The sequence below is a fragment of the Pseudomonas sp. GW822-FHT07A10 genome (genome assembly GCF_058798795.1).
The window spans coordinates 117,298-129,334 of the sequence record NZ_JBXAKV010000001.1; the positions used below are offsets into that span (position 1 = coordinate 117,298).

At 58.0% G+C, this 12,037-nt stretch carries 11 protein-coding genes; 5 read left to right on the forward strand and 6 right to left on the reverse strand.

The window, feature by feature from the left end; genetic code table 11:
- Positions 1–309: 309 nt before the first annotated feature.
- Positions 310–1,218: a carbohydrate kinase family protein gene (locus AC1RL4_RS00505; protein ID WP_304576039.1), complete on the reverse strand. Its 909-nt coding sequence runs from the start codon at positions 1,216–1,218 to the stop codon at positions 310–312.
- 61 nt (positions 1,219–1,279) lie between these two features.
- Positions 1,280–2,230, reverse strand: a complete 951-nt coding sequence (locus AC1RL4_RS00510) for an AraC family transcriptional regulator (RefSeq protein ID WP_304576040.1) — start codon at positions 2,228–2,230, stop codon at positions 1,280–1,282.
- A gap of 292 nt (positions 2,231–2,522) precedes the next feature.
- On the opposite strand from AC1RL4_RS00510, the gene AC1RL4_RS00515 reads away from it, so the two are divergent.
- From AC1RL4_RS00515 to AC1RL4_RS00535, 5 genes are read left to right on the forward strand one after another with little or no spacing between them, the layout of a single operon-like run.
- On the forward strand, positions 2,523–3,833 hold the full coding sequence (locus tag AC1RL4_RS00515; RefSeq protein WP_304576041.1) for an ABC transporter substrate-binding protein: 1,311 nt from the start codon (positions 2,523–2,525) through the stop codon (positions 3,831–3,833).
- 59 nt (positions 3,834–3,892) lie between these two features.
- Positions 3,893–4,819: a carbohydrate ABC transporter permease gene (locus AC1RL4_RS00520; protein ID WP_013692785.1), complete on the forward strand. Its 927-nt coding sequence runs from the start codon at positions 3,893–3,895 to the stop codon at positions 4,817–4,819.
- 10 nt (positions 4,820–4,829) lie between these two features.
- The gene (locus AC1RL4_RS00525) at positions 4,830–5,663 is read left to right on the forward strand and encodes a carbohydrate ABC transporter permease (protein ID WP_013692786.1); all 834 of its coding nucleotides are present in this window, start codon (positions 4,830–4,832) and stop codon (positions 5,661–5,663) included.
- A 57-nt stretch (positions 5,664–5,720) separates the two neighbouring features.
- Positions 5,721–6,818 carry an ABC transporter ATP-binding protein gene (locus AC1RL4_RS00530; protein ID WP_013692787.1) on the forward strand — a complete coding sequence of 366 codons (1,098 nt, stop codon included), beginning with the start codon at positions 5,721–5,723 and terminating at the stop codon, positions 6,816–6,818.
- A 57-nt stretch (positions 6,819–6,875) separates the two neighbouring features.
- Positions 6,876–7,649, forward strand: a complete 774-nt coding sequence (locus AC1RL4_RS00535; protein WP_013692788.1) for an L-iditol 2-dehydrogenase — start codon at positions 6,876–6,878, stop codon at positions 7,647–7,649.
- Between the two features lie 188 nt (positions 7,650–7,837).
- On the opposite strand, the gene AC1RL4_RS00540 is transcribed toward AC1RL4_RS00535, so the two are convergent.
- Genes AC1RL4_RS00540 through AC1RL4_RS00555 form a run of 4 tightly spaced genes read right to left on the reverse strand, consistent with a single transcriptional unit; the run spans position 7,838 to position 11,950 of the window.
- Positions 7,838–8,554, reverse strand: coding sequence for an NADPH-dependent F420 reductase (locus AC1RL4_RS00540; RefSeq protein WP_176167048.1), 717 nt, complete (start codon positions 8,552–8,554; stop codon positions 7,838–7,840).
- Positions 8,551–9,870, reverse strand: coding sequence for an NTP/NDP exchange transporter (locus AC1RL4_RS00545; RefSeq protein WP_304576042.1), 1,320 nt, complete (start codon positions 9,868–9,870; stop codon positions 8,551–8,553). Before AC1RL4_RS00545 ends, AC1RL4_RS00540 begins: the two co-directional genes overlap by 4 nt.
- Positions 9,871–9,873: 3 nt before the next feature.
- Positions 9,874–11,037 (reverse strand): MBL fold metallo-hydrolase, encoded by a 1,164-nt coding sequence (locus tag AC1RL4_RS00550; RefSeq protein ID WP_304576043.1) that lies wholly within the window; start codon positions 11,035–11,037, stop codon positions 9,874–9,876.
- A gap of 22 nt (positions 11,038–11,059) precedes the next feature.
- Entirely contained in the window at positions 11,060–11,950 is an 891-nt protein-coding gene (locus AC1RL4_RS00555; protein ID WP_088500320.1) for an SDR family NAD(P)-dependent oxidoreductase, read from the reverse strand.
- Positions 11,951–12,037 lie beyond the last annotated feature (87 nt).

The following is a 12,037-nucleotide window of genomic DNA, read 5'->3' on the forward strand; positions in this document are numbered from 1 at the left end:
GCCGACAGACGAAGTAAGCAAAGAGATTTGACGGATGAAGAGAACAGTTTGGCGGTTGGGGGCGGCACGCTGCTTTTCACCTTCGGGGTTTCCGCAGATGGAGCAGGCCCGACTTGCCGGGCGCCAGATCAAAAACTTGTAATAACTGGTGGGGGAGCGTTTGTTGCTCCTGGGCCACGAACACTGGTGCGGGTTCAACTGGCTAGTGGTGGACTGGTCCATCTGGCTCAACCCGCATGTGTACTCTATCCACTGCGCCTTGAGCCCCGTCACCTGACAAGATGGCTGTGTTCAATGCGAATTTCAGCGTCAATGTTGCATGCGGTATGACAGCAAGTTGTTCACTTCTTCACGACTAGGCGCGTAAGCCCCTGCATGTGAGCAAGACACCGACGCACAAGCCGCGGAGAACTCCAATCGTGCACGCGGCTCTTGGATGCCTAGAAGCGTCGAGGCGAGCCAGCCGGCCATACTCGAATCTCCGGCACCCACTGTATCCGCGACCTCAACGGCGATCGCGGGCTGTTCAAACTTTAGGTCGGTGTCATACAACACCATGCCTTTCGCTCCACGGGTGAAAAGAATCTGGGCACGAGTATTCATTGTCCGCAATTCTCGAAGGGCCTGTTCTTCGTTCAATCCAGGGTATATCTGACGAAGATCCTCATCCGAGAGCTTGATGATGTCTGCAAGCTCCACCATGGCCGGGAAAGTCAGCTCGCGGTAGCGGGTGTCCATCAGGTTGCGCCAGTTCGGGTCATAGCTAATCAGCTTGTCTTCTTCCTTCACCCTCCTGGCCACCTCAACAAGCCTGTCCCCCAATGGCTGACGGGCAAGGCTGATACAGCTGAAGTGACAGAGTCGAACCGCATCCAACCAACCTGCCGGGAGTTGGTCCACATCAAAAAGTAGATCGGCCTCGCCCGCAAAGAAATACCGGGGAGGGTGGCTGGAGGGCACGATCGCTACCAGAGGGTCAGCGTCAACTCTCTGGAGGAATCTCATGTCCAGACCGGCAGCCCTCGATTGCTGTGCGAGCTCATCGCCCAATGAGTCGGTACTGATCGAGCCGGCGAATGCAGTGGGCACGCCGAGGCGGCTCATTGCGCGGGCCACGTTCCAGGGCGCGCCACCTGGATAGCCCTGCCACCGTCCGGGCGAGTGTTGAACCACGTCGGTCAGTGCTTCACCAAACACAACAACGCTCGGCAATTGCATATTCATTCTCTCTTGTATCGGGCTGGGGACACTATCGTGCGTCACATCAATAGGCGCGGTCTCACCGCACCTGCGTGATCGGTAGCGATGGGTGAAGACTGTCTCGGTTGAAGAGCTTCACGGCAGTAGTACGCCGGTAGTCGCTCGGGGTCTGATGCATTTCATGACGGAAGTGGCGATTGAAATTGGAGACGTTTTCATAGCCAACCTCGAAGCAGATTTCGGCGACCGAGAGCTGTGTCTGGACGAGTAGCCGACATGCACGCTGGATGCGCAGCTTGCGCATCAGGTCCATGAATCCGTGGCCAGTGATTCGTTTGAAAAAGCGTGAAAAACCGGCCTCGCTCATCCCAACTCGCTCGGCGATGACAGATAGCCGGATGTCGGATGTGAGCTCATTGATCAGGTAGTCGAATGCCTGATTTATTCGCTCCGAGCTGCGCTCGTTCAACGAAGGCGAGTAGCAGGCGCTGGCCAATACCCGAATTTCGCGCTTTGGCGCCCTTGCGAGGGTGTCTATCAATTGCAGGAACATGATCAGGCGCTGAAGCCCCGTCGCCTCGCCGATTCTCTCAAGCAGCAAAGCGGCCTCGACGGCCGTCCCCCCAGTAAATTCGATCCCACGTTGTGCCAGCTCAAACAGCGTTTTCAGCTCCGATAGCTCAGGCAATGAACCTTGGAGGTCGAGCAGGGCAGCGCCGTCAAACTGCAGCACCACGTCGCGGCCTACGAGCTGTTCTCCCGGCGCGATATCTCCCATCCAATCATGGGGAAGACCTGGGCCAATCAGTGCGACATGTCCTGCGGTGAAGGGCCCGATGTAATCCCCAGCCAAAAGCTTGCCACTTCCTTGTCGAATCAGGTGGATTTCATATTCCGGATGGTGGTTCCAGCGGGCGAGGGCGTATGGATAGTCGTGCTCGTACCATCGAAAGCTCTGATCGGGTTCAGGAAGGATGACTTCAAGGTCGGCTGGTCGGTGCTCGAACAAAGCAGCGCGGTTGTCAGGCATCTCGTGCCCCTTTTTATAGTTATACGGTGGATCGAATGCGCCAACCATACGCCGAATTCGTCCGGGACTGCTAGCCCAACTATTGCAGCTGGTTGATACTTTTTTAACCCTTGTGGCTGCCGGTTATCGCGATCAAAAAAGTATCAGTTCGGCGTCCGCGATTCGTTTGAGGGCGGGGCGGGTAGGTGATCTAATCAATTCGCCCACCACTGCAATGCGGTCTTGTTTTGCTCACAAGTGGTGAACAACAACAATAATAGCTCCGGTCATCTGGCTTGGAGTGGAGAGCCCCATGAAGATTACGAATGCGCTAATTCTTTCTACTGGTCTGTCATTCGCCCTTGCCAGCCATGCCGCTGAGACGCTGACCATCGCGACGGTCAACAACGGTGACATGATCCGAATGCAACGGCTATCCAAGATCTTCGAGCAGCAGCATCCCGACATCAAACTGAACTGGGTCGTGCTCGAAGAGAACGTTCTGCGTCAGCGTCTGACCACTGACATTGCCACTCAAGGTGGTCAGTTCGACGTGTTGACGATTGGCACCTACGAGACCCCGATGTGGGGTGCCAAGAACTGGCTAGAGCCGATGAAGGACCTCCCGGCCGGCTACGACGTCGACGATATCTTTCCTGCCGTGCGTCAGGGCCTTTCTGTTAACGATACGCTCTACGCACTGCCGTTCTACGGCGAAAGCACCATCACGTACTACCGCACCGACCTGTTCAAGGCTGCAGGGCTGACGATGCCGGGGCAGCCGACCTGGTCGCAACTGGGCGAGTTCGCTGCCAAGCTCAATGATCCTTCGAAGGATCAATATGGCATGTGCTTGCGTGGCAAAGCTGGCTGGGGCGAAAACATGGCCTTGCTTACCACGATGGCCAACGCCTTCGGGGCGCGCTGGTTCGATGAGAAATGGCAGCCTGAACTCAATGGTCCTGAGTGGAAGGCAGCAGCGACGTTTTATGTTGATACCCTGAAGAAATATGGCCCTCCCGGAGTATCCAGTAACGGGTTCAACGAAACACTGGCCCTTTTCAACAGTGGAAAATGCGCGATTTGGGTTGATGCAAGCGTGGCTGGATCTTTCACCACCGATAAGGAGCAGAGCCGGGTGGTGGACAGCGTAGGTTTCGCTCCTGCGCCTATTGAGGTTACCGACAAGGGGTCCTCGTGGTTGTACGCCTGGTCATTGGCAATTCCTGCCACCTCCAAGCACAAAGAGGCCGCCAAATCGTTCGTCACCTGGGCCACCTCCAAAGAGTACATCCAGCTAGTTACCGATAAGGATGGCATCACGAACGTGCCACCCGGTACACGCATCTCGACCTACAGTGACGCTTACCTCAAGGCCGCGCCGTTTGCTCAGGTAACGTTGCAAATGATGAAGCACGCTGACCCGTCGCAGCCTTCAGCCAAACCTGTTCCGTACGTGGGCATTCAATACGTGGTGATCCCCGAGTTTCAGTCGATCGGTACATCGGTAGGCAAGCTTTTCTCCGCAGCGTTGACAGGACAAATGTCGGTTGAGCAAGCGCTGGCTTCTGCCCAGTCCACAACCGAGCGCGAGATGAAGCGTGCGGGCTATCCCAAAAAATAAATAGCCCCTTACCTCCGCCGGCTTAGCGCCGGCGGTCACAGCCGCACAGGTAAATAATCATGAACACGTCCATTATTCGAGCCCAGCTTGCGGCCTCGGCGCCATCACGCGCACGCCGTTTGATCAATCCAGGATGGTTTCTGGTGTCGCCATCGGTTGCACTTTTGTTGCTCTGGATGATCGTGCCGCTGGCCATGACCGTTTATTTTTCGGTGATCCGGTACAACCTGCTCAATCCAGGGGAAAACGAGTTCGTTGGCCTGGAGAACTTTGCCTATTTCGTGACAGATTCGGGTTTTCTTCCCGGAGCGCTTAACACGTTGATATTGGTGGGCAGCGTGCTGCTGATCAGCGTGATTTTTGGTGTCTTGATTGCAGCCTTGCTTGAGGCAAGCGAGTTCTTTGGACGCGGCATAGTCAGGGTGCTGCTCATTTCGCCGTTTTTTATCATGCCGACCGTGGGTTCGCTGATCTTCAAGAACCTGATCTTCCACCCTGTCTCCGGGATCCTCGCGGCGGTATGGAAGTTCTTCGGGGCACAGCCCGTCGATTGGCTAGCTCATTACCCACTCTTCTCGATCATCGTCATCGTTTCCTGGCAGTGGCTGCCTTTTGCGATCTTGTTGCTGATGACAGCCATGCAGTCGCTCGATCAAGAGCAGAAAGAGGCCGCTCGATTGGATGGGGCGGGTGCCCTGGCCATCTTCTGGCATTTGACCCTGCCACATTTGGCCAGGCCCATCGCGGTGGTGGTGATGATCGAGACGATTTTCCTGCTGTCGGTATTTGCAGAAATCTTCACCACGACAAATGGCGGACCTGGGTTCGCTTCGACCAACCTCGCCTATCTGATCTACAACCAGGCACTGGTGCAGTTCGATGTGGGCATGGCCTCGGCCGGTGGTCTGATTGCGGTGGTGATCGCCAACATCGCGGCGATTGTGCTGGTGCGCATGATTGGCAAGAACCTGACCGACAAAGCCTGAGGACAACGCCATGATGACGCTTAAACAATCCCGGTCTCTGCAAAGCGTACTGCTCGGCACCTTGGCCTGGGTCACCGCTTTGCTGTTGTTCTTTCCGATCTTTTGGATGGTGCTTACCAGTTTCAAGACCGAGATCGACGCCTTCGCTACGCCGCCACAGTTCATCTTCATGCCTACGCTGGAGAATTACTTGCACATCCAGGAGCGCAGTGACTACTTCCACTTCGCGTGGAACTCGGTGCTGATTTCCTTCTCCGCTACAGCGTTGTGCATGCTGATCGCGGTGCCGGCGGCCTACTCGATGGCGTTCTATGAGACCAAGCGCACTAAGCAGACGCTGCTTTGGATGCTATCGACCAAGATGCTTCCTCCAGTTGGGGTGCTCATGCCTATCTACCTTCTGGCGAAGGGGGCGGGGTTGCTGGACACCCGGATCGCGCTGATCGTGATCTACACCCTGATCAACCTGCCCATCGTGGTATGGATGATTTACACGTACTTCAAAGACATCCCCCGGGAGATTCTGGAGGCGGCCAGGCTGGACGGCGCGACCCTGGGGCAGGAGATGCTGCGCGTGCTGCTGCCCATCAGCAAGGGTGGGCTGGCGTCGACCATGCTGCTGTCGATGATCCTGTGCTGGAACGAGGCCTTCTGGTCGCTCAACCTGACGAGCTCCAGCGCCGCACCTCTGACCGCGCTGATCGCTTCCTACTCGAGCCCTGAGGGTCTGTTCTGGGCGAAGCTTTCCGCGGTTTCCACATTGGCCTGCGCACCTATCTTGATCTTCGGCTGGATCAGTCAGAAGCAATTGGTTCGTGGGCTGTCCTTTGGCGCCGTCAAATGACGACGTCGAGCATTCAATGATTTCGCGAAGGCTCCAATTTCATACAGGACTTTACGCATGGCCACTTTGAAAATAGAAAATCTCAAGAAAGGTTTCGAGGGACTGTCCATCATCAAGGGCATCGATCTCGAGGTTAAGGACAAGGAATTTGTGGTGTTCGTAGGGCCGTCGGGGTGTGGCAAGTCGACCCTGTTGCGCCTGATTGCAGGTTTGGAAGACGTCACGAGCGGCACGATCGAGCTCGACGGCCGAGACATCACTGAGGTGACTCCTGCCAAACGAGACCTGGCCATGGTATTCCAGACCTATGCTCTGTATCCGCACATGACGGTACGCAAGAATTTGTCATTTGCCTTGGATCTGGCCGGTGAGAAGAAGCCGGATGTGGAAAGGAAGGTCGCCGAGGCCGCAAGGATTCTCGAACTTGGTTCTCTGCTCGACCGCAAGCCTAAGCAGTTGTCAGGTGGTCAGCGCCAACGAGTCGCTATTGGGCGTGCGATTGTCCGAAACCCGAAAATTTTCCTTTTCGATGAGCCACTGTCGAACCTTGATGCTGCGCTGCGTGTACAGACGCGCTTGGAGCTGTCCCGACTGCATAAGGAGCTGCAGGCGACCATGATCTACGTGACCCATGACCAGGTCGAAGCCATGACGCTCGCCACCAAGGTCGTTGTGCTTAACGCTGGGCGGATCGAGCAGATTGGTTCGCCGCTCGAGCTCTACCATCACCCTGCCAACCTGTTCGTTGCCGGCTTCCTTGGGACACCAAAAATGGGATTCTTGCAGGCGACTGTGCATGCCGTGCATGCATCGGGGGTGGAGGTTAGATTCGCCTCTGGAACCACTTTGCTCATTCCACGCGACAGCAGTGCGTTGTCGGTTGGGCAATCCGTGACGATCGGGATACGGCCGGAGCATTTGACCCTGGGCGCTGAAGGCCAAGTGCCGGTCACGACGGATGTCACCGAGCGCCTGGGCAGCGATACCTTCTGCCACGTGAATGTCGATTCAGGAGAAAGCCTGACGGTACGTGTCCAGGGGGATTGCGAAGTGCCGTACGCCGCCCGGCGTTATCTCACCCTCGATGTCGCTCATTGCCATCTATTTGATGAGAGCGGTCTTTCGGTAAGCCCTGCGGCATCACGCGCGGCCTGACTTCCATCACGCGCGCTCTTTCGATGAAGCGCGCCACGAACCACAAAGGTAGATTCAATGAAACGTCTCGAAGGTAAAAGCGCTTTGATCACTGGTTCCGCGCGCGGTATTGGACGCTCGTTTGCCCAGGCCTATATCGGTGAAGGCGCTACGGTCGCTATCGCCGACATCAATTTGGAAAGAGCTCAAGCGACGGCCTCCGAGCTTGGGCCGCAAGCTTACGCGGTGGAGATGGACGTTACCCGCCAGGCGTCCATTGATGCAGCGATCGCGGAGGTCGTTGCCCACGCAGGAAAGCTGGACATCCTTGTGAACAATGCGGCGTTGTTCGATCTTGCACCGATCACCGAGATCACTCGGGAAAGCTACGACAAGCTTTTTGCAATCAATGTCAGCGGGACGCTGTTCACGCTTCAGGCAGCGGCGAAGCAGATGATCAGTCAGGGGCATGGCGGTAAGATCATCAACATGGCCAGCCAGGCGGGTCGCCGCGGTGAGGCGTTGGTAGGCGTCTACTGCGCCACCAAGGCGGCCGTCATCAGCCTTACACAGTCTGCTGGCCTTAACCTCATCAAGCACAAAATCAATGTCAATGCGATTGCCCCGGGGGTTGTCGATGGCGAACACTGGGACGGTGTCGACGCGCTCTTTGCCAAACACGAGAACCGACCCCTGGGTGAGAAGAAGCGGCTCGTCGGCCTTGAGGTTCCGTATGGAAGAATGGGGACAGCAGAGGATCTGGTAGGAATGGCAATTTTCCTGGCGGGCTCGGAGAGCGATTACATCGTTGCACAAACGTACAACGTTGATGGCGGGAACTGGATGAGCTGAGTGCAGGAGGGGGGGCGGGTGACAGGAGAGCGGCACATTTTCCGATCACCCGGCGGTTAGATTCAGCTTCCTCGCGATCACGCTGCCCGACTCATGAGAGCCTGGCAGTTTGATCCACCGGCCGATTGTTGAGGTGGGAGCTAGCAGCAAGGTTTCTTGCTTATCTACGCGGCCACCAGAACTCTGCACTACAGGCCGAGGAGGCGGCGCAGTTCCGGTGCGGTCAGATGGGCGCGGAAACCCGGCCTGCCCGGCTGGAACGAGGCGGAGGCAGCCAGGTTGCCCACGACGACTGGGTCGCAACCAGCATCGCGTACCAGGTCGGCGGCGACCCGCAAGGCCTCGGCGTCATCTCCTGCGACGGGCATGCCAATGCGCCCGCCCGCTCGTGAGGCAGACATTGCCACCACGGTGGCATCGACGGCACTGAATGCGCGCACCAGTCGCGCGCCGATCATGTACTTCGCGACGGTTTCAGCAACGCCCAGGTTGTGCGCTTCGCGGTATACATCGCTGCTGCTTGTGCCCCAAGGATTGGTGGAGTCCAGAACGATCTTGCCGCGGTAGGCACTGTGCAGGTCTCGCCCGACCTGGGGTAGCGCTTCAAACGGAATAGCCAACAGAAGCACGGTGCCGAATTCCGCTGCCGCCATCGGCAGGCCGACCGAAGCGCGTGGCCCTAACGCCTCAACCATGTCTTGCAATTGCTCTGGATGGCGGGAAGAGAACATGACCTCATGTCCAGCCTCGACCCACAGCCGACCTACCGTGCCGCCCAGCGATCCGCTACCGATCACGCCGATGCGGGTTGGCGCGACCGCAAAGGCGCGACTCGCGGGGATGAGCCAAGGCAGAGCGGCCAATACGCCAAGGGATTTCACTATGGAGCGGCGGGTAGACTTCATGTCCTGTCCTCAATCAATGATGGTGAGACCGTAGAATCGCGCTGTTCCTGCTTCAGGTGGGTTCGTCCCAACCAGACACTCAAGCCCAGCCAGATAGCTGAGAGGGGGACCGAGATCATGGGAATCTGCGCCAGGGTCAGGCCAAGGCCCATCAGGCTTGCGTATCCCCAGCTGGCGATTTGGTCACCGCCACGATAAACGACCGTGTCGATGAAGTTCTTGGCTTTGTAGCGATCTTCACGTGTGCTGGAGGTAAACAGGATTTCCCTGGCGGGTCTGGCCAGTGCGAAGTTCGCTACCCGGCGGGCGACCTGCGCGGCCACGATGACTGCGACGCTAGGGCTGGCGGCCAAGGCAGCGAAGCCGAACAGGCTGACCAGCGGCAGGACACACAGCGTTGCCACGATGCCCGCGGTGGCGATCATCCTGCCGGTGATGAACAGCTGGAATACCAGTGTGATCGCATTGACGATCAAGTCGATATTGGCAAAGAACGCCGTGCGGGCCGCACGATCAGGGAACGAGGTCTCGGCGATGCTGGCCTGCTGAAAATACAAGAAAGTCGATGTAACCGAGTACAGCAGAATGAATAGTGCCAACCCGACCAAGTAGGGCGAGCGCAGCGTGTGGACCATGCCGGTAAAGATGCCGCCACCCAAGGGTCGGTCAGGGTTTTCCTTGGGCGTGGTGTGGCTGAGCATCGGAGCAAGGCGAGATAAACGGCGTGATGCAAGTACCGCCACTTCCAGAAACAGGATGGCAATCACCATCAGCCAGGAGCGGTCCAACTGTTGGATCAGGCTGGAAGTGATAGCCGAGCCCAAGAGGCCGCCAATCGTTGCTCCTGCCGCGAGTAGCCCGAACAGCCGTTTGCCCTGCTCGCTGTCGAAGATATCCACCATGAACGACCAGAACACCGAGACGACGAACAGGTTGAACACCGAGACCCAGATGAAAAAGGCACGTCCCAGCCACACCTGCCACTGTGGATCGGTGAGATGCAGCAGCAGTGCAAACAACATCAGGTTGGCAGCGAAGAAACGATAGGCCACGACGATGAACTGCTTACGTGGCAGTTTGCGCACGGCCAGCGCGAACAACGGGCTGGCTACCAGCATCGCCAACAACGTACCAGTGAATAACCAGGGCAAGTTCTGGACCCCGCCGGCCACACCGAGCTCGTCGCGGATCGGTCGCAACAGGTAATACGCCAGAAATAGCGCGATGACGTAGAGCATCGACCACAGGACTGCGGGTGCTTCTTCGGGGCGCACGTTTGCCTGACGTAGCCACAACAGCGAGACGGGAGACTGCACGACTTACTCCTTCCTGGCTCCAGTTGCGACCTGAGGCGGAGTCTTCGCTGCGTCGTCTTCCCACCATGCCGTGAACGACTGCGCACGGCCGTCAAGGTAGACCGTGCGGCCGATTTCGGGCGTCCACAGCGCGAAGGTTTGCCCCTGACTGGCGACTTGCATGCGCTTGAACGGATCATCCCAATCGTGAGGGGCGATGGAGAAGCGGCCCACATGCGTCTGCATCAGCACTCGGGCGTGCAGGTCCTTGGCTGCCTGCGCGGCCTGTTCCGGATTCATGTGGACATTCGCCCAGCGCGGATCGTACTGACCTGCATCAATGGCGACATAGTCGAACGGACCCAGCCGCTGGCCGATCTCGGCAAAGTGCGGGCCATAACCCGAGTCGCCACTGAAAAACAACCGCTGCTCAGGAGACACAAGTGCAAAGCCGACCCACAGCGACTGATCGCGGGTAAAGGTGCGTCCAGAGTAGTGTCGAGCTGTGGTGACGTGGACTCTGACGTTCGGTGTCAGCGCGATGACTTCGTTCCAGTCGGCTTCGCGTACGACTCCAATGTCGTAGCCCCAGCGCTCGAAATGCGCGCCTACACCCAACCCCACGATAACCTTTCTGACTTTGGTCTGAAGCGCCTGAACGGTTGGATAGTCCAAGTGATCGTAATGATCGTGGCTGATCAACAAAGCGTCGATCTCGGGTATGTCATCGGCCGTGTAGAGGCTGGTGCCCTCGAATGCCTTGTTCACTCCGGGGATCGGCGCGGCGTAAGTGCTGAACACCGGATCGATCAGGATGCGTTGTCCGCCCAGTTGCACGAAGTAGGAGGAATGGCCCAGCCAAACGACTATATCCTGTGTAGGGTCGAGTGCTTTGAGGTCGGTCTTGACGGCGGGAATCGGGCTTGGCGGTCGAGGCTGTCCCTCTTGCCCGAAAAGGGTCTGCATCCACATCGATATCTCGGATTGGTCCGTGGTCTTCATGGGCGTGTCGATCTGGTTGCGGAACACTCCGTCGGCATGATTGGGCGAATGTTCGATGCGCGTCAGCCGCTCGCCGCTGGGCAGGTCGCCGAAGACCGGCTGCTGTAAATAGGCGAAGGCGCCAACGATGCCTAGCAGAGCGATACCGACAACGGCCATGAGAAGACGACCCCAGAATAATTTCATGCAGTAGTTACCGTGGAGGTGGTCACGACAGGTTCGTGCCGCTGGCGCGCGTGAGTTCAGCCAGCAGCAAGTCTTGGAATCGGGAGTCTTGGACCGCGGAATGCGGCTGTTCGCGTCGCTGATGGTGCCAATAGCCGCCGCTGGTGAGTGCCTCAGGGTCATTGCTGGTGGCAAGCCATTCCTGGGTCAGGTGTCCCAGGCGCAGGTCGTCAGGTGCGTTGGGACCTCCCATCTTCGTTGGGACCCAGCCCGGATCGACCGCATTACTGAGGACGTCGGGGTACAACCGCGCAACGGCTGCTGCGAGTGCGGTTACAAAGAGTTTGCTGTCCGAATAGCTGCCTGTGGGGGTGCTGCCCGACCAGTCCAATCCCGTCAGGCTGGCTCGTCCGCCCCTATGCATGCTGCTGCTCAGGTAGATCAGACGCTTGGGGCGCTGAATCAGGGCCGTGAGCATATAGGGGGCGACGACGTTGACGACTAGCAGTTGCGCCCCGCTGAGGATGCCAGCGTTGTGAACAATGGCATCCATCGCGCCGATGGCATTGACCTGACGGGCAAGGTCGCGAACCTGTTCAAGATCGCCCAAGTCGCCGACTGTCGCGATGGCGCCCTGGTCCACCAGTTCTTGCACGGCAGACAACCGGGCAGGGGAGCGCACATGCACGACAACCTCGTGGCCTTGGGCAAGCAGGGTTTTGGCGGTGGCATGGCCCAGTCCATCGGCCGAGCCGGTAATGAATACGCGGGCTTTGCCGCTTGCATTGTTGTCCCGTTGTGCGTTGGACGCGGGAGCCTCCCTTCGGGAATTGGTTGGGGCCTCTGCCCAGGATGCCGTTGCTTCCAGAAGTGAGCCTGCGATCAACGCCGAACCCAGTCCGGCGCCTCTGATGAGAAAGTCTCTACGATCCATGCACGTCCCCTCGGGTCACTTCGCGCCTCTCGTCCCAAGCGCCATGGCGATCGCTCGCGCTGAATACAACGAAGGGTTGGTTAAAAA